At 67.5% G+C, this 19,934-nt stretch carries 17 protein-coding genes; 8 read left to right on the plus strand and 9 right to left on the minus strand.

Annotated features, from left to right (window positions below; genetic code table 11):
* Positions 1–2: 2 nt before the first annotated feature.
* Positions 3–1,229, minus strand: coding sequence for a hypothetical protein (locus ABZS29_RS04920; RefSeq protein WP_355458647.1), 1,227 nt, complete (start codon positions 1,227–1,229; stop codon positions 3–5).
* Between the two features lie 252 nt (positions 1,230–1,481).
* Here ABZS29_RS04920 and ABZS29_RS04925 point away from each other — a divergent pair, with 252 nt between their 5' ends.
* Positions 1,482–2,255 (plus strand): META domain-containing protein, encoded by a 774-nt coding sequence (locus tag ABZS29_RS04925; protein ID WP_355458649.1) that lies wholly within the window; start codon positions 1,482–1,484, stop codon positions 2,253–2,255.
* Here ABZS29_RS04925 and ABZS29_RS04930 read toward each other — a convergent pair.
* The 4 genes from ABZS29_RS04930 to ABZS29_RS04945 are packed head-to-tail and all read right to left on the minus strand — an operon-like array spanning position 2,239 to position 7,943.
* Complete coding sequence (locus ABZS29_RS04930; RefSeq protein ID WP_355458651.1) at positions 2,239–5,103, minus strand: sugar-binding protein; 2,865 nt, start codon at positions 5,101–5,103, stop codon at positions 2,239–2,241. The genes ABZS29_RS04925 and ABZS29_RS04930 overlap by 17 nt on opposite strands.
* A 48-nt stretch (positions 5,104–5,151) precedes the next feature.
* Positions 5,152–6,552, minus strand: a complete 1,401-nt coding sequence (locus ABZS29_RS04935; protein WP_355458653.1) for an NAD(P)H-hydrate dehydratase — start codon at positions 6,550–6,552, stop codon at positions 5,152–5,154.
* Between the two features lie 2 nt (positions 6,553–6,554).
* Positions 6,555–6,905, minus strand: a complete 351-nt coding sequence (locus tag ABZS29_RS04940) for a holo-ACP synthase (protein WP_355458655.1) — start codon at positions 6,903–6,905, stop codon at positions 6,555–6,557.
* Positions 6,906–6,929: 24 nt separating this feature from the next.
* Positions 6,930–7,943, minus strand: a complete 1,014-nt coding sequence (locus tag ABZS29_RS04945) for a LacI family DNA-binding transcriptional regulator (RefSeq protein WP_355458657.1) — start codon at positions 7,941–7,943, stop codon at positions 6,930–6,932.
* 116 nt (positions 7,944–8,059) lie between these two features.
* On the opposite strand from ABZS29_RS04945, the gene coaA reads away from it, so the two are divergent.
* Positions 8,060–9,013 carry a type I pantothenate kinase gene (gene coaA / locus ABZS29_RS04950; protein WP_355458659.1) on the plus strand — a complete coding sequence of 318 codons (954 nt, stop codon included), beginning with the start codon at positions 8,060–8,062 and terminating at the stop codon, positions 9,011–9,013.
* On the opposite strand, the gene ABZS29_RS04955 is transcribed toward coaA, so the two are convergent.
* The 4 genes from ABZS29_RS04955 to ABZS29_RS04970 are packed head-to-tail and all read right to left on the minus strand — an operon-like array spanning position 9,010 to position 12,656.
* Entirely contained in the window at positions 9,010–9,216 is a 207-nt protein-coding gene (locus ABZS29_RS04955) for a DUF3072 domain-containing protein (RefSeq protein WP_355458661.1), read from the minus strand. The two genes, coaA and ABZS29_RS04955, sit on opposite strands and share 4 nt — an antisense overlap.
* A 28-nt stretch (positions 9,217–9,244) precedes the next feature.
* Positions 9,245–9,916 (minus strand): SGNH/GDSL hydrolase family protein, encoded by a 672-nt coding sequence (locus ABZS29_RS04960; RefSeq protein ID WP_355458662.1) that lies wholly within the window; start codon positions 9,914–9,916, stop codon positions 9,245–9,247.
* The gene (locus ABZS29_RS04965; protein WP_355458664.1) at positions 9,913–11,130 is read right to left on the minus strand and encodes an MFS transporter; all 1,218 of its coding nucleotides are present in this window, start codon (positions 11,128–11,130) and stop codon (positions 9,913–9,915) included. The genes ABZS29_RS04960 and ABZS29_RS04965 overlap by 4 nt, the downstream gene beginning before the upstream one ends.
* Positions 11,127–12,656, minus strand: a complete 1,530-nt coding sequence (locus tag ABZS29_RS04970) for an AMP-binding protein (RefSeq protein WP_355458666.1) — start codon at positions 12,654–12,656, stop codon at positions 11,127–11,129. The genes ABZS29_RS04965 and ABZS29_RS04970 overlap by 4 nt, the downstream gene beginning before the upstream one ends.
* A gap of 296 nt (positions 12,657–12,952) precedes the next feature.
* Here ABZS29_RS04970 and ABZS29_RS04975 point away from each other — a divergent pair, with 296 nt between their 5' ends.
* The 6 genes from ABZS29_RS04975 to ABZS29_RS05000 all read left to right on the plus strand — a co-directional run bounded on the left by ABZS29_RS04975 (position 12,953) and on the right by ABZS29_RS05000 (position 19,908).
* On the plus strand, positions 12,953–14,233 hold the full coding sequence (locus ABZS29_RS04975) for an SGNH/GDSL hydrolase family protein (RefSeq protein ID WP_355458667.1): 1,281 nt from the start codon (positions 12,953–12,955) through the stop codon (positions 14,231–14,233).
* Between the two features lie 87 nt (positions 14,234–14,320).
* Positions 14,321–15,463, plus strand: coding sequence for a cytochrome P450 (locus ABZS29_RS04980; protein ID WP_355458669.1), 1,143 nt, complete (start codon positions 14,321–14,323; stop codon positions 15,461–15,463).
* 4 nt (positions 15,464–15,467) lie between these two features.
* Positions 15,468–16,394, plus strand: a complete 927-nt coding sequence (locus ABZS29_RS04985) for an alpha/beta hydrolase (protein ID WP_355458671.1) — start codon at positions 15,468–15,470, stop codon at positions 16,392–16,394.
* The gene (locus ABZS29_RS04990; RefSeq protein ID WP_355458673.1) at positions 16,387–17,439 is read left to right on the plus strand and encodes an alpha-hydroxy acid oxidase; all 1,053 of its coding nucleotides are present in this window, start codon (positions 16,387–16,389) and stop codon (positions 17,437–17,439) included. Before ABZS29_RS04985 ends, ABZS29_RS04990 begins: the two co-directional genes overlap by 8 nt.
* The gene (locus ABZS29_RS04995) at positions 17,439–18,719 is read left to right on the plus strand and encodes a PLP-dependent aminotransferase family protein (protein ID WP_355458674.1); all 1,281 of its coding nucleotides are present in this window, start codon (positions 17,439–17,441) and stop codon (positions 18,717–18,719) included. Before ABZS29_RS04990 ends, ABZS29_RS04995 begins: the two co-directional genes overlap by 1 nt.
* Positions 18,720–18,750: 31 nt before the next feature.
* On the plus strand, positions 18,751–19,908 hold the full coding sequence (locus ABZS29_RS05000; protein WP_355458676.1) for an MFS transporter: 1,158 nt from the start codon (positions 18,751–18,753) through the stop codon (positions 19,906–19,908).
* Positions 19,909–19,934 lie beyond the last annotated feature (26 nt).

Consider the following 19,934-nt stretch of genomic DNA (forward strand, 5'->3'; position numbering starts at 1 on the left):
GGTCAGCTCTCAGCTATTGAGAAGTCGTTGAAGCTGAAGCGCTGCTTGGTGTTGTTGGTCGAGACGACCTCGACGCCGTAGTCCACCTGCCACGTGGTGGAGTTCGCCGGGATCCACTTGCGCGCCACCAGGTCCTTGAAGAAGTCCTGCAGCGGCATCGTGCCGGAGGTCTGCGTCGTGACCGACTTGTAGGTGAAGATGCCGCCGGGCTTGTTCGCACCGTCGGTCTTCCAGACCTCGTAGGAGTGGCCGCCGATCGTCGTCGTGCCGAGCTTGTCGCCGGCCGGGGTCTGGGCCGAGTTCTGGGTCCAGATCATCAGCTCGTTCTCGAAGCCCTCGTTGATCCAGATGTCGAAGGCGACGTTGTAGATGCAGCCGCTGCAGCTCGGCGCGGTCGCGGCGAACTTGGCGGACTGGATCTTGGCCAGCGGGAAGTCGTTGTAGTCCTTGTGCACGTTCGGATAGGCCTGTACGCCGTTGTCGCCCGGCCTGGACTGGGTGACGTCCTCGTACCAGCTGTTGTAGTTGCAGACGGCCATCGTGTAGGTGCCGTTGTGGTTGTTCCACATGTTGTTGTGGACGTAGTACTGGCCGTAGGTGCGGCCCTCCCCCTGGTTGCCGGTCGCCGTGGTGGTCCAGTTCGGCTTGGTGCACGTCTGGCCCGGGCTGCTGGTCGGCGGCGGCGTACTGGTTGGGGTGACGGTCGGCTTCGGCGTGACCGTGGGCTTGGGAGTGACCGTGGGCTTGGGCGTCACCGTCGGCTTGGGAGTCACGGTCGGCTTCGGGGTCACCGTCGGCTTGGGCGTCGGGGTGGGCGGCTGCGCGGGCCCGGCGACGAAGTCGTAGTGCGCGGTGTAGCGCAGGCGGGTGCCTTCGCGGAACTTGTGGCCGTTCTGGCGCAGGGCGCGCAGCCGGTAGCTCTTGTCGGTGGTCAGGGCCGCATCGATCGACAGTTGCGCGGGTCCGGCGGCGGTCGCGGTGATCGCGACCGGCTTCTTGCCGAAGCCGTGCAGGACGGTGCAGCCGGAGCTCTTGTCGAGGACACAGCTCTCGACGCGGCCGACGCTCGGGAGGGTGGTGACCGTGCTGTCCGCGGCGCTCACCGTACTCGCGGAGACGGGGTTCTCCTTGGCGGCGTGGACCACGATCGGGACTGCGATCAGTGCACCCAGTGCGAGGAGGACCGCCGGGACAACCACGCGGCGTCGGGCAGTTCGGATGGGGGGCATGCGTAACGATCCTTCGTCTGTTCGACGGGCCGTCGCCGTGTTGCCCCAGCGCTACAGCGTCGGCCCACACTTGTTCGGTTGGATCCCCAGTGGGACCGGCGGGGCCGGCCGTGGACTGTCAGCGCGCCGACGTTATCCAACCGTGATCTGTTGCGCTACCCCCAACAGCGGGGTTCCCCCGACTTTACGCACCCTTGAGGATTCGACAGCCTGCAACGCGGCCGTCACCTTCCGCGTCCCTACAGTGTGACGATGCGGATGACTGCCCTCGCCGGAGCCGGCCTCCTGCTGCTCGGACTCGCCGCCTGCGGGAGCGAGTCGACAGCGGGTGGCACGCTGAAAGGCAAGACCTACCTGTCCACCTCGATCACCCAGGAGGGCGACGGCACACCGCCTGCCGCGGACACTCGGGTGCGGCTGCAGTTCACCGAGGACGGCCGGTTGATCGCGGACGCCGGCTGCAACACCCTGCAGGCGCCGGTCTCGACCTCCGACGGCAAGCTCACGCTGAAGGACCCGCCGTCGATGACCGCCATGGGCTGTCCGGGCGGCGGCGATGCGCTGGACAGTTGGCTGAGCAATCTGCTGCAGAGCAAGCCGACCTGGAAGCTGGACGGCAACACGCTCACCGTCGCCGCCGCCGGTACGACGATCGCCCTGACCGACCGCAAGATCGTCGAACCGGACGCTGCCATCGACGGCACCAAGTGGACGCTCAGCGGCGTGATCGACTACGACACAGTCGGCCACCAGCAAGGCGCGGAGAAGGCGTGGATCACCTTCAACGGTGACCGCGTCACCGGCTTCACGGGTTGCAACGAGCTGAACGGCAAGGTCGCGCGGTCCGGCAACAACATCACCTTCGGCGAGCTGGCCACCACTCGGCGGGCGTGCGCCGAAGCCGAAGGTGCGATGGAGAAGGCGCTGGTCAACGGCCTCAAGGGGCAGATGACCTACAAGATCGATGCCGGCAATCTCACCCTCTCCACAGCCAACGCCGGCCTGACCTTCATCGCCGCCCGCTGAGCCTGATGTCGAACGCTTGAACCTGGTCGGCCGCGGTCTCGTAAGAGATGAGCAGGCGGCCGTCCTTCGCCAGCTTCTGGTGCTGCTGCGGCGTGAGCGGGATCGACCACACCTGCAGCCCGCGACCGATCTGTTTCGTGGCCTGCGCGACCAGGTGCCCGCTCATGTCCGGCGCCCACGGCGGGATTCCGCCGTCGGTCACAGCGCACGGTGTGAAGCCGTCCGGGGCGGCACAGCTCGAAGTCCAGACCGGGATGGCCCCGAGCTCACCGGTGGTGAGGAAGGCGCGGGCAGTCCCCTTGCCCCGGGACGTGGTGACGATGTCCACGGCCTTCGCCCGCAGGCCGGCGTACCGGATGTGGAGGTCGGTGCTGGGGACGCGCCCTGAGATCGGTACGCCGTTCCGTGCGGACTGGGCGATGGTCTGCGGAGACAGGGCGCCATTGAGGTTCGGACTGGAGACATCCGGCGGACCGGGGACCGTCGGGCGGTCTGCGGGCGGTGTGTAGCCGGGGAGCGTGGCCAGGCCCCAGCGGTACGGGTCCGACTGCACTGAACCGAGCGCCGACCATCCGAGCCGAGTGCTCTGGTCGATGTGCCGCAGCGTCGTCGTACCGGCTGCTGAGGTGTCGTCGTTGTCGTACGGCGTGATGTTGAGCCCGAGGCGGGCCGGGTCGACCGCAGCCGGCAGCAGCGCGAGCGGGATCTTCACCTCGAGGTCATAGCCGCCACCGGCGTACGCATGCGGCACGGTGGTCTCGTTACTGCCGACCCACTGCGCTGTCGACGCCACCTCGACGCCTGGTGCGGGACCCTGCTTGTTGTCGGCATCACGGGACCAGCAGGGCTTGCCGGTCTGGCTGAACGGGAAGATGCCGAGCTTGAACGTGTTGGCGGTGTCCATCAGCGATTGCGACGCAGTGCCGCGCGGGTCTAGCAGGATCTCGACCGAATCCGCCTGCCAGTGGCCGACGCACTCCGCCGGTGTGACGGCGTACGACTGGTAGTCGTCGTTGACGTGGATGAAGAAGTACAACGCATCGTCCGACCAACTGACCTTCGCTGTGCTGCCGCAGTCAGCCGGACCGGTGCAACCGGAGGCGCCTTGCCAGATGCGGTTCACATCGAGCGTCGGTCCGGGGTACTCACCCGGTGCGGCCTTTCCGTCGACGGTAATTGCTGCCTGCGGGATCACTGTGGTGGGGACGAGGCTTAGCGTCAGTGTCTCGCTGCCGGTCGCCGTTCTGATCGGTATCGACACGTTCTGCTGTGCTGGGAGCTCAGTGTCGGTGTTGGTCAGTCTGAAGGTCACTGTGGCGTCCGTACCGGGCTGGAGCGTGTACGGCTTGGAGGTGGCGTCGAGTGTGAAGTTCGACGGCACGTCCAACGTCACTGCACCACTCTGCGGCTGAGCCGACCAGTTGTGCACCACGACCGGTACGTCGATGCTCTGGCCGATGCCCATCGACTGGATGGCCTGGGAGCGGCCGAGCCGATTCGCCTGCGGTGCAACGGTTTCCAGCCACTCGTCGTACTCCTTCCAGTTGCCCCAGCGCTGGAAGCGCCCCTCCGCCGCAGCGACGATCCGTACGACGTTGTCCGTGTAGCCGGACGCCTTCGCCGTTGTGTAGCGCGCTGCGATTCGTGCGTTCTGGTCGACCGTCGCAGTGGTGGACGGCGTGACTGTGAAGGTCACATTGGCTTTTGAGCCAGACTGCACGTGCTGCGGCCCGTCGGTCGTCCACCCGGTCGGCACGGTGAGCTCCACCGTGCCCTTTGTCAGCTTTCCGCGCAGGTGCACAGTCGCCTGGAACGGCTCTCCGGCTACGTTGTAGAACCGCGAGAACGTCAAGTACTGCAGGGTTCCGAGCGGTAGCCCGCCCGGGTCCGGTTTCGTCGCCCCGAACAGGATGGCGTCGTCCAGTCCCGCCGCCGGACTGCTGTTCGGCTGGAACGGCACGAACGACTGCGTCATCGCGAACCGCGGGCACGCCGGTGCCGACGTCCCCTTGAACATCACGCGGCTCTGGGTCGGGTACGCCGCTCGTCCTTCGTCGGCTACCTGCTGCCAGATCTTCGCCGTACCGGGTGGTTGTCCTTGGAGGTTCCCGGCGGGCCACTTGTACGGCGACGGGTAGCCGGTCCACACACCGGCGACTGTGTCGAGTCCGCTCGGGGTGAAGCCGGTGGTGCAGTTCGCGGCGGACGTCGTACCGCCGGTGCCTGCTGTGCTGCCACCGGAGAACACCTTCTTCACCTGCCACGTGCTGAGCGCATGTGGTCCACGCAGCTGCTCCGGGAAGCGCGTCGGGTCGGCTGCTGCCAGCACGCCTTCCCAGATCAGACGTCCGGCCTGCTGGTGGTTGCCATGGCCCGCGGCCAGCGTCGGAGTGAAGCCGATGTAGATCTCCGGCTGCGTCTGCCGGATCACACGGGTCACCCGGCGCAGCGTCTCCTCTTCGTCCCAGAAGTACTGCGTCAGCGGCGCACTCTGGTTGTAGAAGAAGTCGATCCGGTCCAGGTTGAAGATGTCGACCGTCCCGGAGCGGTAGTGCGCGACACGGTCCTCGTTTTCGCGGCGCAGTCCGAGATCCGGGCCCAGCTCGGTGCCGACCGCGTTACCACCGCCCTCGCCACGGGTCACCATGATCACGCCGCACTTGACGCCGTACCGCTCGTGCCAGACGCCGCACGGGCCGATGATGCTGGTGTCGTCGTCCGGGTGGGCCCACTCGCCCATGACGTGGATCTTGGTCTGCGGATCGGCCACGTAGGACTTGGTCGTCGCCGAGGCCGGTAGCGGGCCGGCGATCAATAGTGCGGCTAGAACCAGGGCGAAACGTTTCATTCGAGCACCTCCGGGCGGTGGGTGCATTCCTACCCACAACCCTGCGGCTCAAAGCAGAATCTGTCGAGTCACCTCAGGCAGTGCGGCCGCAACCTTCATCGCCGTGATCGGGCCGTCGGCAGCAGCAAGCTGACCGGCCGCGGCGTGCAAGTACGCCGCCACGGCGGCCGCTTCGAACTCCGGTACGCCGCCTGCGAGCAGCGAACCGAGTAGTCCGGCGAGCACATCACCGGAGCCGGCCGTCGCGAGCCATGGTGTCGCGATCGGGTTCACGAACGCCGTACCGTCCGGGGCGGCGACGACGGTGGTCGCTCCCTTCAGCAGTACGACGATCTGGCGGTCCTCGGCGACCTGGCGCGCGTAGTGCAGGCGTCGCGCCTCGATCTCCTCGCGGGGTACGTCGATGAGCTGGCTGAGCTCACCAGCGTGCGGTGTGATCACGACGTAGCCCGCGCGGTCGGTGTCGAGCGCTCCGATGCCGCCTGCGTCGACGACTACCGGGAGGTCTTGCTGCTGGGTCACTCGGTCGAACAGTTCGCGGTCCAGGGTCTCGTCACTCAGGCCGGAGCCAACCGCCCACGCCTGTACGCGGCCTTCGCCGACCACTACCTCTGGGTGTACTGCCAGCACTGCGTGCGCGACCGCGTCCGGGCCTACGTAGCGCAGCATGCCGAGCGGGCCGGCCAGTGCTCCGGTGGTGGCGATGACCGCGGCACCGGGGTACTGCGTGGAGCCGGCGATCAGTCCGAGCACGCCGCGTGAGTACTTGTCGGAGTGAGTGTCGGGGATCGGGTAGAGCGCGCGGACGTCGTGCGGCTGCAGCGACTGGACCGGCGCTTCCGGCAGGTCTTCAAGGCCGATGTCGATCAGGTGGACCGGTCCGCAAGCGGACGCGGCGGGGTCGACGAGGTGGCAGATCTTGTGGGTGCCGAAGGTGACTGTGAGTGCGGCGTGGACATGTGGTTCGGGGGTCTCACCGGTGTCCACGTCGACGCCGGAGGGGATGTCGACGGCGACGATCGGTACGCCGTGGTCGGCGGCGAGCGTAACGGCGTCCAGCGCGTCCGGGCGCAGGCCCGGGCGGCCGCCGATTCCGACGATGCCGTCGACAACCACATCGGCGGCCGGGATGTCCTCGGCCCCGCCAATTCGGCCACCGGCTGCCTTCAGCGTTGCGAGCCCCTCGGCGTGCGCGTGATCGGAGAGCAGCACCGCGATCACCTGCGCACCGCGCCGGGCGAGGCGGGCACCGGCGTACAGGGCGTCACCGCCGTTGTCGCCGGACCCGATCAGCAGCACGACCCGAGCGCCGTACGTGCGACCGAGGAAGTTGCTGATGGCAACAGCGAGCCCACCGGCCGCGCGCTGCATCAACGTGCCCTCGGGCAGTCTCGCCATCAGCTCGGCCTCAGCGGCCCGAACCTGTTCGACAGTGTGCGCGCGACGCATGCTCAGCCCTCCAGAACAACCACGGCAGACGCGATTCCGGCATCATGACTCAGCGACAGATGCATGCTCTGCACCCCGAGCCGCCCCGCCTGCGCAGCCACCGTCCCAGTGATCTCCAGCCACGGCCGCCCGGTCTCGTCCGTCTGCACCTCGGCATCATGCCAATGCATCCCCGCCGGCGCCCCCAACGCCTTCGCCAACGCCTCCTTGGCCGCGAACCGAGCCGCCAACGAAGCCGGCGGCTTCACCGCCTCCAACGGCGTGAACACCCGATCCCGCAACCCCGGCGTCCGCTCCAGCGTCTTCATGAACCGCTCCACGTCGACCACATCGATACCCACGCCGACGATCATGCCGCCACACTAACGCCCCAGGACCTAGCTGGTGAGCGGGGGCGGCGCGGTGGAAGCGCGGACTCGCATGTCTACGGCGAGGTCTAGGCGGAGGGCAGCGGGGGTGATGCCTCGGGCCAGGTCGAGGACGAGTCGGGTGGCTAGCTCGGCCATGCGGCGCAAGGGTTGGTGGACGGTGGTGAGGGTGGGGCCGACCCATTGGGCGACGGGGAGGTCGTCGTAGCCGACGACGGACAGGTCGCGGGGGATTTCCAGGCCGAGTTCGCGCGCCGCTTGGTAGACGCCCAGGGCACCCATGTCGCTGCCGGCGAAGATTGCGGTGGGTCGGTCGGGTAGCTGCAGCAGCGCGAGCGCTTCGCGATAACCACCGGCCACTCCGAAGTCGCCGACTCGGATCAGCTCCGGATCGACCGTGAGCCCGGCCGATCGCAGGGCGTCGGTGTAGCCGTCGACTCGTTGCCGGGAGCACAGGACGTCGACCGGTCCGCCGATCACGGCGATCCGGCGGTGGCCGAGGCCGGTCAGGTGCTGGGTCGCCATCCGGCCGCCGTTCCAGTTCGCCGAACCAATAGCCGGTACGTCGGCCGCAACGTCGCCCACCGGGTCGACGACCACAAACGGAATCCGCCGCGCCTCCAACTGCGCCCGTTGATCCGCATCCAGGTCCGAGAACACCAGGATGGCCCCGAGCGGCCGCCGGTTGAGCACCGACTCGATCCACTCCTGCCGCGGTCGCCAGCCACCGCCACACTCGGACAGCACCAGTTCGACGCCTTCGGCCCGACAGACCTCTTTGACGCCACCGATCAGCTCGATCGCCCACTCGCCGCCGAACTGGCTGAACACCAGGTCGATCATCGGGCTGGTCGTCGGACCGGCCGAGCGGCGTCGGTAGCCGTGCTGCTGGATCAGCCGCTCCACCCGGGCGCGGGTCTCCTCGGCCACGTCGGAGCGCCCGTTCAGCACCTTCGAGACCGTCGGCACCGACACTCCGGCCATGCCTGCGATCTCCGCGATCGTCACCCGGTCCGCCGTCACGGGCTTAGCCTATCGCTCCCGGACCCGAAACTTTCGGACCCAACGATGCCGGGTTGAGACGAAGCCCACGCCGGTGTGGTGTGGTGCACTCCCCGCGGATAGGAAGAATGGGGGCCATGCTGCAGCCGTCGCGGGAGGTGACTCCCTACACCGAGCTGGATCGGGCCGCCTGGGCGGAACTGGCGGACACCACCACCTCGCCGCTGACGGCCGAAGAGATCGAGCGGCTGCGCGGCCTCGGCGACGAGATCGACCTCGACGAGGTCCGCGAGGTCTACCTGCCGCTGTCCCGGATCCTGTCGCTCTACGTCCGGCACGCGCGGGCGCTGCACGAGGACACCGAGAGTTTCCTCGGCAAGCCGGCCGCGACCCGGACGCCGTTCGTGATCGGGATCGGCGGATCGGTTGCCGTCGGCAAGTCCACGACAGCCCGGTTGCTGCGCGAGCTGCTGGCGCGCTGGCCCGAGCACCCGCGGGTCGCGCTCGTCACGACCGACGGCTTCCTCTGGCCGAACGCCGAGCTGGAGAAGCGCGGCCTGATGCTGCGCAAGGGATTCCCGGAGTCCTACGACCGCAAGTCGCTGCTGCGCTTCGTGGTCGAGGTGAAGTCGGGCATGGACGCGGTCGAGGCGCCGGTCTACTCACACCTGCACTACGACCGGATGACCGGCGTACGGACCACTGTCGAGCAGCCCGACATCCTGCTGCTCGAGGGCCTCAACGTGCTGCAGCCCGCGCCCCGGCACGCCGATGGCAAGAGCGGCCTCGCGGTCAGCGACTTCTTCGACTTCTCCGTGTACGTCGATGCTGCCGCCGCCGACATCCGCTCCTGGTACGTGCACCGCTTCCTCAAGCTGTGGGAGACGGCCTTCCGCAACCCGGAGTCCTACTTCGTCCGGTACGGCGAGCTCAGCCGCGAGGAGGCCGTGAAGAAGGCCGAATCCCTCTGGGACGGCATCAACGGCCCGAACCTGCGCGAGAACATCCTTCCGACCCGCTCCCGCGCCACCCTGGTGCTGCGCAAGGGTCAGGATCACGCGGTCCGCTGGGTCCGCCTCCGCAAGCTCTAGCTCTGGTTGCCGGGCTGCCGGCCGGTCTGCTCCTGCAACTCGTCGATCAGCCGCGACGCATCCGCCTTGGTCAGCTCGTCAGGTACGTCGACACCCGCCTCCTGCGCGAGTGTCGACAGGTACGACGCCTGCGGACCGGTCATCGGCTCGTCACCGGTGGTCCACTCCTCGGGGTCCTTGTCCGGTACCGGATGCACAGTCATGATTCCTCCGCTTCGAACGAACGCTCGGTTATGAGGCGCCTGGTACCCGGCGCTTCAGGTATCCATGCATCGTCCGCAAAGTTTCCGCGGTAGCCACAGCGTCACTGCGCGCATTGCCGTGCCGGCCGTCGGAGCTGTAGAGCCCGGGATCGGTCGACAGCGGGTGATCGGTGAGATTGATGTGGATGGTGCCGAGCTTCTCCGCGAGGGCGGCGGTCCGGTCGGACAGCATCCGCATCCGCTGCCGAAGCCCTGGACGCAACCACTCCGCGACCGCCGGGCTGTACGAAACGTCGAACATCCCCAGCGTCATGACCACTGCGCCGGCGTCCTGCAGCGTGGTGATCATCTCGGTCAGTTCGCGATCCACTCGATCCGGATCGTACGTCGCCGGGAACGCATCGTTGCCGCCGCCAACCACCAGCGCCAGATCGGGGCCGAAGGCAACCGCCGGTACCAGCTGGGTCGCGAGAATCTCCCGGGTCCGCAACCCACTCACGCCCAGGTTCAGATAGGCGATCGGGCCGAGTTCGTGCGCGATTCGGTCCGCCCACTGCAGATCGCTGTAGCCCTCGACCGGCTCGCACAGCCCTTCGGCCACGCTGTCCCCCAGTACGACGAAGCGCCGCCAAGGGTGACCGGCGAGCAGTTCCTCGCTCTCACCCGGTTGAAGACAGTACGGATCGGTCACCTCGTTCATACCGCCTCCACGGGCGCCGGCGCGTCGAGGATCCGGCCCGGCCCACGCCGTACCAGGGGATAGACGCTGACGATCAGACAGACGATTCCGGAGCCGATCAAGGCCGGGAACAGCCCGAAGCCGCTCACCAGCTCCCCCGCGATCAGCGCGCCGAGCGGCAGCCCGGCGAACGACGTGGCCGCGACCAGCCCGATCACCCGCGCCTGCAGATCCTTCGGGACATGCTCGTAGAGGACCGCGCCGAAGACCGGGTTGATCGCGGCGATCCCGATGCCGGACAAGAACGTCACTGCCGCCACCAACTCCAGACTGTCACTGAGCCCGAGCACGAGAAGCCGCGGACTACCGCCGATGAACGCACCGAGCGCGAAGGTCAGATAGCGCGGCAATTTCGTTGCCCAGACGGCGAAGCCGATGCTGCCGAGCAGCGCTCCGGCCGCGAAGGCGCCCAGCGTCAGGCCGAGGCCGGCCGGGGAACCGAGTTCGTCGGCGACCCAGACCGGGATGAAGACCGCCGTACTCGCACTGGCGAAGATGTTCATGGTGAAGGTGGTGATCAACATCGTCGCCAGCAAGGCATCACGCCGGACGTACGAGAAGCCGACAGCCAACGAGCGGAAGTACTTGTCCGGGCGGGATGCCGACACCACCTCCGGCGGCCGGACGAACCCGCCGATCAGCAAGCCACACACGAGAAACGTGACGGCGTCGATCCACAACACCGACACCGCGTCCGTCCAGTAGATCAACAGCCCACCCAGCGGTGCGCCCAGCAAAGTCGCGCCACGCGCGAACGCTTCGTGCAGCGAGGTGATCCGGATCAGCTGCACGTTCGCCGCCTCGGCCATCGGCCGAACCAGCAGATCCTTCGACCGATCAGCAGCACCCCGCAGACCACCCGCGACCGCAACCAGCACCAGCAGTACGGCGAATCCGATCGTCGCCAGGCCCGCGATGGCGGCCACCGCGAGAGCACTCGTCAGGTTCGCCAATACCGCCGTACGACGGGGGCCGAGCCGGTCGATCACCGGTCCGGCCATGATGCTCACCACGATGTACGGCACCAGCTCGACCGCCGCCACCAGCCCCATCCGCGCGGCACTACCGGTGGTCACCAGCACCAACCACGGAATCGCCACCATCGTGATGCGGCTGCCCACCGCGGACAACACGTCCGCGACGAACAGGATCACGAGTCCACGACGGGCTGTCATGAGGGATGCAGTTCGGCGTAGAGCTTGCGCAGGGCAACCTTGTCGACCTTGGCGATCTTCGTCAGCGGCAGCTCGGCCACGAAGTCGACAGCGGCCGGAGCCCACATCTCGTTCAATTCCTGAGCGACCCAAGCTTGCAGCTCGTCAGCCGAGACCGCTGATCGCGTGACCACAAAGGCATGCACGGCCTCCCCCACCACGGGATCCGGCACGCCGATCACCGCCGCCGTACGGACAGCTGGATGACTACCGAGGACGTCCTCGATCGGTCGGCAGAAGATCGCCCAGTTGCGGCGGGTGGTGACGATCATGTCGTGCACCCGGTCGACCAGGAACAGATTGCCGTCCGCGTCCAGGTGACCGAGGTCGCGAGTTCGCAGCCAGCCGTCGACCAGCGTCTCCGCGGTCAGTTCCGGCTTGCCGAGGTACCCGGCGAACGTGAGCCGGCTCCGCACCCACACCTCACCGTCCTGCCCCGGCCCCAGCACGTTCCCGTCGTCGTCGCGGATCTCGAGCTCGACATCGCCGTACGCCGTCCCCGCGGAGGCGAGCCGCTCCGGATGCGCAGGGTCCTCGGTCAACCCGGGTTGCGCGGTGACCACGACGGCCTCACTGAGCCCGTAGACGATCCGCAGTACCGGCCCGAACCGCGCGATCCCCTGCCGCAACCGCGCCGGAGTCGCCGGACCGGCACCGATATTGAGCATGAACAAACTGCTGCAGTCGAAGTCCTCGCCACCCGGATGATCGAGGAGTTCGTACAGCATCGGCGGCGTCACGTACGTCGACGTGATCCGCTCGGCCGACACGGTCCGATAGAACTCGTCCGGCGACCAGGTGTCGGTCAGGAACAACACCCCGCCGGTGAACAGGTTGAAGAAGCTGGTGATCTGGCCACTCGCCAGCCACAACGGCGATCCCGAGTAGTGCCGCAGCAGCGGAAACCCGTTGGCCACAAAGGCTGCCGCCAACTCGAGGATCTGCTCGTAGAACGTTTGCGTGTGATGGACGAGCTTCGGATCCCCCGTCGTACCGCTCGTCTGCAGCACCGAGTCCGGGGCCGGAACCTCTCCAACGACATACGGTGTTGACGGCACACGACCGACCAGCTCGTTCAGCCCGTACGCCGGCATCGGCGCGAGCGCGGTCGCGAGTTCACTCCCGAGCTCCGCGGCCTCGTCGTACACGAGGGCATCCGCGTCCGCGAGCACCGCGAACCGGTCGATCTCCCGACGCGACGTGATCGGCGCGCACCACAACACGCGGCAGCCGTGGAGGTGCAGCGCGAGTTGCAGCGCCGGGGCGTCGAAGCAGTTCGCCGCCATCACCAGCACCTTTCCGCCCGGGGCGATCCCGGCATCACGCACTGCCGCGGCGATCCGCAGCACGTCCGCGCTCAGCTCGCCGTACGTCGCCTGCCGGGTGCCGCGGACCAGCGCCGGCCGGTCGGCGAATTGCGCGAACAACTGCAGGACCCGGTGCACGTAATTACCGGATCTTTCGGGCAGCACGAATTCAGGCGGCATTTAAATAGTTTCCCCTCGCCACGAACGGCCACCCCCGGCCGTGGCCGCGACTCTACTGGACACCCCAGCGCCTGACCAGAGCCGAAAACCCCGTGACACACAGGGTTTCGTCGCTCTCCGGAGCCACCCGATCACGACAGCTTCCGGGCGAAGGTATACCCCTGCGAACCGGGGGTACGAAACCTCCGCTAACCGCCACCCGGAGCAATCGAAACAAGCATTTGCCGATGCATTGACCGACTCGAAGAATGCGTAATACGTTCCGAGGCGATTCCATTCCGCCGGGAGGTCCGTCCATGCATGTTCCGAAGCAATGGCGCGCGGTCGCACTGACTGCCGCACTGACTCTGGCCGGGTCCACCCTGGCCGGCGCGAGTTACGGCGGTGGCGGTCACCACGCCAATGCCTGGGTCGGCACCTGGGCCACCGCCGTCACGCACGGCAACGCGACCGGTTCGACGAATCTGGGCCTGACCGACCAGAGCGTTCGGCTCGTCGTCCGTCCGAGCGTCGGCGGTGACAAGATCCGGATCCGGCTGTCGAACATCTACGGCGAGAAGACCGTCACCGTCGGTGCGGCGACCGTTGCCAAGCCCAACAAGGCAACGCCGGAGCAGTCCGATATCGACCCGGCCACCCTGCGCACGGTGACCTTCAACGGCTCCGGTACAGCGTCGATGGTGAAGGGCAGCGAGCTGCTCAGCGACCCGCTGAACTTCCCGCTGGGCAACCTGGACGACCTCGTCGTCAGCCTCTACTTCCCGGAGAACACCGGCCCGACGACCTTCCACGGCTCGTCGCTGCAGGAGAACTTCGTCGGCCCGTCGAACCTGGTCACGCAGTCCGGCGGAGCGGCGTACACGCTGACCCGGCGGTGCTGCTTCTTCTTCCTGTCCGGTGTCGACGTCCAGCCCGAGAAGTCCAAGGGCTCGATCGTCGTGCTCGGCGACTCGATCACCGACGGCACCGCCAGCACGTTCAACGCGAACAACCGCTGGCCGGACCAGCTCGCCGAGCGGCTGGCCGCGACCGGCGACCCGTTCCCCGGCGTGCTGAACGCCGGACTCGCCGGCAGCCGGCTCAACCACGACGGCACCGAGCCGTCCGACAACGGCGCGTTTCCCGGTTTCAACGAGGTCGGCGTGAACTCGCTGGCGCGGCTGAACGAGGACGTGTTCGCGCAGACCGGCGTACGCACTGTCATCACCGAGCTCGGCGTCAACGACATCTGGATGTCCGACGACTCCGCGGCCGAGATCATCGGCGCGCTGCGGCAGGTCAACGCGCAGGCCAAGGAACGTGGACTGCGCAGCCTGGTCAGCACGATCACGCCGTTCGAAGGCATCGGCGGGACCGACAGCTGGACGCCGGCCAAGGAGTCGACCCGGCAAGCGGTGAACAGCTACCTGCGGTCGAGCCGCGAGTTCGACGGTGTCCTCGACTTCGACAAGGTGCTGCGCGACCCGGCCGCGCCGAGCAAGCTGAACGCGCTCTACGACTCCGGTGACCACATCCACCCGAACGACGCCGGCTACCAGGCCATGGCCGCGTCCGTGCCTTTGAAGCTGGTGCGGTAAGCCATGCCTTCTCGGAGCAGAAACGACTCTCGGTCCGCCGCTGATGTCGTCGCCGCCCTCGGCTCCGAACAAGGCCGCCGTGATCCGATGCCGCTCTTCGCGGAGCTGCATCGGATCGGCCCGGTCTGCCGGCTCAGCCCCGGCACCTCGCCGTACGCCTTTGTCATCAACGGGTACGACGCTGCCCAGGACGCGCTGAAGGACACCCGGTTCCACCGGTTGCTGACGGCGGATCCGGATCCGCAAGACCCCGTACTGCGCCATCTCGGCGGCTCGATGATGTTCCGCAACGAGCCGGATCACCTGCGGATGCGCAAGGTCTTCCAGGCGGTGCTGACACCGCGTCGACTGGTCGGTTTCGAGCCGGTGGTCGACGCGATCGTCGCCGAACTGCTGGCCGGCCTCGGCGCCAAGCAGCAGGTCGTGGACTTCACCGACTTCGCCTACCGGCTGCCGATCACGGTGATCGGTACGTTCCTCGGGATCCCGCGCTCGGATCTCGGCTGGTTCAAGGACCGCACGCAGCGGATCGACGAGTACCTCGATCTCGGCGGCAAGGAACCGGAGAAGCTGGCGGCCGCGAACCAGGCCGCCGAGGAACTCAACGACTACTACGCCCGGATGATCTCCGAGCGCCGGCTACGACCGCGCGACGATCTCGTCGGCTCGCTCGTGCACGCGCTGGACTCCGGTACGTCGGGGATCGACGAGCAGGAATTGATCGACAACCTGCTGGTGCTGGTGAACGCCAGCTTCGTCACCACGATGAACCTGCTCACCAACGGCCTCGAGCTGCTGCTCGCGGAACCTCCGCTGATTGACGCCCTGCGCGAAGATCCCGAACTCGCGGCGAGCTACGTCGAGGAGATCCTGCGGCATCAGAGCTCCGTGCAGCTGATCAGCCGCAAGGCGTCGACCGACATCGAGTTGGCTGGTCAGGTGATCTCCGAGGGCAGCTTGGTCCTGATCCTGCCGGGCGCCGCGAACCGCGATCCGGCCAAGCATCCAGACGCTGATGTTTTCGATCCCGGCCGGGACGATCTGCAGCATCTGTCCTTCGGCGCCGGTCCGTTCTTCTGCGTCGGAGCCGCGCTGGCCCGGATGGAAGGCCGCGCGGCCTTCGGGCAGCTGTTCCGCCACTTCCCCTCGCTGCGCCTCGCCGGGGAACCCGAACGCAGTCCTAGCCTGCTGTTGCGTGGACATCGATCCATGCCGATCCGATTGGGGTGAGCTCATGCCGCTGGACCCGCAGGTGGAGGCGATGCGCGCCGAGCGCCAGGCCCGCGCCGTACCGCAGCTCTACACCCAAACGCTGACCGAGGCCCGTGCCGCCGACCTGGCGTCGATCCAGGCCGCCGGCGGTCAGGCCGAGCCGGTCCACTACGTCGAAGACCTCTGTACGGATGCTGGTCTGCCGCTCCGGTTGTATCGGCCGGACCTGGCCGGGCAGTTGCCGACGCTGATCTACTTCTTCGGCGGTGGCTGGACGCTCGGCAGCATCGACACGGCTGACGGCATTACGCGGCGGCTGGCGAACGCCGTACCGTGTCAGGTCATCACTGTCGGGTACCGGCTCGCGCCCGAGCATCCGTTCCCGACTGCCGTGCACGACTGTCATGACGCCACCCAGTGGATCGCCGCTCATGCCGAGAAGCTTCAAGTGGATCCGGCCAGGCTGGTCGTCGGTGGCGACAGCGCCGGCGGAAATTTGGCAGCGGCAACGACATTGCTTGCCCGGGACAAGGGTCCGGTGCTGGCCGGGCAACTGCTCGTCTACCCGAACACCCGGTACGGCGCGAACACGCCGTCGATGGTCACCGGCAACGACCCGTACCTGTTCAACAAGACGTCGGTCGGCTGGTACTGGGATCACTATCTGACCGACCCTGCCGACGGCCTCGATCCGCTCGCCTCGCCCTTGCTCGCCTCGTCCCACGAAGATCTTCCGCCGGCCCTGGTGATCACGGCGGAGTACGACCCGTTGCGGGACGAAGGTGAGTTCTACGCGGAGAAGCTGCATGCCGCAGGGGTGCCGACCACGCTCAGCCGGTACGACGGGATGGTGCACGGGTTCTTCGCGATGGCGGGCATCCTCGACGGCGGGCGGCGAGCCACCGCCGAAGCCGCCGCCTGGCTGAGCCGAATCTTCGCCCATGGCTGAGGCGTTGGCCGATTACGAACAGCTCGCCGGATTGCCTGCCGCCGTCCACGACTTCGTTGCCGGAGGCAGCGGTGCGGAGCTCACGCTGCGCCGCAACCGGTCCGCGCTGGACGCGATCACCGTGACCCCGCGGGTGCTTGGTGGTGTCGAGTGTCCTGACACGACGACCACGATTCTCGGTACGCCGGCCGCGCTGCCGGTCGCGGTCGCGCCGATGGCGTATCAGCGGTTGTTCCATCCGTCGGGTGAGCTCCTGCTGGCTGCCGCTGCTGCCAACGCTGGGATTCCCTACGTCATCAGCACGTTGAGCAGTGTGCCGTTGGAGAAGATCGCTGCGGTCGCGCCGTCGTGGTTCCAGCTGTATTGGTTGCGCGACCGAGACGCCGTCCGGAGGTTGATCGATCGGGCGAGCTCGGCGGGGTGCGAGGCGTTGATGGTGACGGTCGATGTTCCGGTGATGGGACGCCGGTTGCGCGACGTACGGAACGCCTTCGCTCTGCCTGCGGAGGTCAGTGCGGCCAATCTTGTCGACAAATACACAGAGGCACATATGGCGCAGGGTGGCGTCTCCGCGGTGGCCGCGCACACGGCGACCGCGTTCGATCCCACGTTCTCCTGGCGTGACCTCGAGTGGGTGCGATCCGTAACCGAGATTCCCCTGCTGGTGAAGGGCATTCTGGATCCCCGAGATGCGCTGGCCGCGGTCGACGCCGGCGCCGACAGCGTGGTGGTGTCGAATCACGGCGGCCGTCAGTTCGATGGTGCACCGGCCTCGATCGATGCCCTCGGCTCCGTCATCGATGCGGTCGGCAAGGACTTCCCGGTGCTGCTCGACAGCGGGATTCGCGGCGGCACCGACGTACTGAAGGCGCTCGCGGTCGGGGCGGCCGCCGTACTGGTCGGGCGTCCGTTGCTGTGGGCACTCGCCGCCGGTACGCCGGACGAGGCGCTCACGCTGCTCGGCCGCGAACTGCGCGACGCGATGCTGCTGGCGGGATGCGCGGACCTCGCCGCGGTCGCCGAACTGGTGACGGGAAGGAACTGATGGCCGACCTCGACCTGTCCGCACTGCACGGATCGCTGACCGATCGCGCGCTGAACTCGATGAACTTCCTCAACGAGATCTCGCATCACTACCCGGACGCGATCTCGCTGGCCGCGGGCCGGCCGACCGAGGAGTTCTTCGACCTCGACGACGTACCGCGGTATTTGGGACTGTTCGCCGCGCATCTGCGCTCGGAAGGTCTCGACGAGGCAGCGGTGCGGCGAACGATCCTGCAGTACGGGCGGACCAAGGGCATCGTGCACGAGCTGGTCGCGCGCAACCTCGCGGTCGACGAGGACATCCAGGTCGATCCCGAGGCGATCGTCGTCACGGCCGGCTGCCAGGAGGCGATGCTGCTCACGCTGCGCGCGCTCCGGGCCGATGCGTCGGACGTGCTGCTGGCGATCTCCCCGGCGTACGTCGGGATCACGGGCGCTGCTCGCGTGGTCGACCTGCCGGTGCTGCCGGTGCCTGACCTCGACGATCTGCCGGCCGTGGTGAAGGCTGCCCGGGCCGACGGCCTGCGTCCGCGTGGGTTCTACGTCATGCCTGATTTCGCGAATCCTTCCGGTCTGAGCATGGATCTGGCCACACGGCATCGCTTGCTGTCGCTTGCCGCCGCTGAGGATTTGCTGCTGCTCGAGGACAACCCCTACGGCCTGTTCCCCGCTGCCGGCATCGATCGGCTGCCGACGTTGAAGGCGCTCGACACCTCGCGTCGCGTCGTCTACCTCGGATCTTTCGCCAAGACCGGTTTGCCTGGAGCTCGGGTCGGCTACGTCGTCGCCGATCAGACCGTCGGCGATGGAGGTCTGCTCGCCGACCAGCTCTCGAAGCTGAAGAGCATGGTGACCGTCAATACCTCGCCGATCGCGCAGGCTGTCATCGGCGGCAAGCTCCTCGACTGCGACTTCAGCCTCAACACCGCCAACCAGCGCGAGCGCGAGATCTACGCCGACAACCTGCGTGCGCTGACCGACGGTCTCGCCGAACGCTTCCCGAACGGCGAGATCAGTTGGACTGTTCCGTCGGGCGGCTTCTTCGTCGTCGTGTCCGTGCCCTTCACGGTTGACGATGCATTGCTCACTCGATCCGCTCAGGACTACGGCGTGCTGTGGACTCCGATGAGCCACTTCTACGACACGGATGCACCGGTCAACGCCCTTCGGCTGTCGTGCAGCGCGGTGACGCCTGCTCAGTTGCGGTTGGCTCTCGACCGTCTGACCGCGTTCATCGCCGACCAACTGGTCCTCTCCGGGCGGTCAGAACTGGACCTGTAGCTAAGACCGGTCCGGTCCTAGCGTTGGCGGTATGACGACGTGCGACGTACCGATCGAGCGAGCCGCCCCCTTGATCGGTGGACAGTTCACCCGGTTGCTGGTGATGGTTCTCGGGTCCGGACTCAGCATGTACCTGCTGACCTCGGTGGTCCCGCTCTACCTGGCGGCGCACGGCTCCGGCGGCATCGGTCCTGGGCTCGCGACCGGCGCGATGATGCTGTCCGCGGTCGCCGTCGAGCTGCTGGTTCCGCGGATGCTCGCTCACTGGGGGTATCGCGTCGTACTGGCGCTTGGGTTGGTCCTGATGGGCGCGCCCGCGTTGGTCCTGCTCACGACGTCGTCGCTGCCGGTCGTCGTACTGGTCTGCGTGGTTCGCGGCGCTGGCCTGGCCATCAACGTGGTCGCCGCCGTCGCGCTGATCGCCGAGCTTGCGCCAGCTCACCGACGTGGTGAGGCGCTCGGTGTGTACGGCGTGGTGGTCGGCGTACCGGCGGTGGTCGGTCTGCCGCTCGGCGTCTACCTGACCAACGTGATCGGCTTCAACGCGCTCTTCGCGATCGCCGCCGTCGTTGCGCTGGCCAGCCTCACCCTCACGACCGGCATCCCCAGCCATACCAGCACCGAGGAGACCCACATCAAGGTCCTCGGCGGCCTCCGTGGCAGCGGCCTCCTGATGCCCGCTCTCGTCTTCGCCGCCGTCACCCTGGCCGCCGGTGTCAGCATCACCTTCCTCCCCCTTGCCGTAGGCAACCACTCTCTAGCCGCCACTGCCCTGCTCCTCCAAGCCGTCACCGCTCCCGGTGCCCGCTGGCTAGCCGGCCGCTACAGCGACCGCCTCGGCCCCGCCCGCCTGCTCCCTGTGGCCCTCACCCTGTCCGCCCTAGGCGCCGCCGGCTTCATCCTCATCAGCCACCCCCTGGCCATCCTCACCGGCGCCACCCTCTTCGGCCTCGGCTTCGGCGCCGCCCAAAACCTCACCCTCACCCTCATGTACAACCGAGCCCCCACCTCCCGCTACAACCAGGTCAGCGCCCTCTGGAACCTCGCCTACGACGGCGGCTGGGCCCTAGGCGCCCTAGCCTTCGGCGCCGTGCTAGCCGGCACGACCTACCCGGTCGCCTTCGCCCTAACCGCCGCCGTAGTAGCCGTCGCCATCATCCCCACCGTCGTAGCCAAGAACACCCAGTAGGAACCCCGCACAGCCCGTCAGCCACA

Source organism: Kribbella sp. NPDC005582, assembly GCF_040605415.1.
GTDB lineage: Bacteria > Actinomycetota > Actinomycetes > Propionibacteriales > Kribbellaceae > Kribbella.

Bases quoted from the DNA above. Each gene is read 5' to 3' on its own strand.
- ABZS29_RS04965 (WP_355458664.1), bottom strand. From the start codon at position 11,130: ATGACAGCCCGTCGTGGACTCGTGATCCTGTTCGTCGCGGACGTGTTG.
- ABZS29_RS04930 (WP_355458651.1), bottom strand. From the start codon at position 5,103: ATGAAACGTTTCGCCCTGGTTCTAGCCGCACTATTGATCGCCGGCCCG.
- ABZS29_RS04985 (WP_355458671.1), top strand. From the start codon at position 15,468: ATGCCGCTGGACCCGCAGGTGGAGGCGATGCGCGCCGAGCGCCAGGCC.
- ABZS29_RS04955 (WP_355458661.1), bottom strand. From the start codon at position 9,216: ATGACTGTGCATCCGGTACCGGACAAGGACCCCGAGGAGTGGACCACC.
- ABZS29_RS04960 (WP_355458662.1), bottom strand. From the start codon at position 9,916: ATGAACGAGGTGACCGATCCGTACTGTCTTCAACCGGGTGAGAGCGAG.
- ABZS29_RS04920 (WP_355458647.1), bottom strand. From the start codon at position 1,229: ATGCCCCCCATCCGAACTGCCCGACGCCGCGTGGTTGTCCCGGCGGTC.
- ABZS29_RS04970 (WP_355458666.1), bottom strand. From the start codon at position 12,656: ATGCCGCCTGAATTCGTGCTGCCCGAAAGATCCGGTAATTACGTGCAC.
- ABZS29_RS05000 (WP_355458676.1), top strand. From the start codon at position 18,751: ATGACGACGTGCGACGTACCGATCGAGCGAGCCGCCCCCTTGATCGGT.
- ABZS29_RS04925 (WP_355458649.1), top strand. From the start codon at position 1,482: ATGCGGATGACTGCCCTCGCCGGAGCCGGCCTCCTGCTGCTCGGACTC.
- ABZS29_RS04935 (WP_355458653.1), bottom strand. From the start codon at position 6,552: ATGCGTCGCGCGCACACTGTCGAACAGGTTCGGGCCGCTGAGGCCGAG.
- ABZS29_RS04990 (WP_355458673.1), top strand. From the start codon at position 16,387: ATGGCTGAGGCGTTGGCCGATTACGAACAGCTCGCCGGATTGCCTGCC.
- ABZS29_RS04980 (WP_355458669.1), top strand. From the start codon at position 14,321: ATGCCGCTCTTCGCGGAGCTGCATCGGATCGGCCCGGTCTGCCGGCTC.
- coaA (WP_355458659.1), top strand. From the start codon at position 8,060: ATGCTGCAGCCGTCGCGGGAGGTGACTCCCTACACCGAGCTGGATCGG.
- ABZS29_RS04995 (WP_355458674.1), top strand. From the start codon at position 17,439: ATGGCCGACCTCGACCTGTCCGCACTGCACGGATCGCTGACCGATCGC.
- ABZS29_RS04975 (WP_355458667.1), top strand. From the start codon at position 12,953: ATGCATGTTCCGAAGCAATGGCGCGCGGTCGCACTGACTGCCGCACTG.
- ABZS29_RS04940 (WP_355458655.1), bottom strand. From the start codon at position 6,905: ATGATCGTCGGCGTGGGTATCGATGTGGTCGACGTGGAGCGGTTCATG.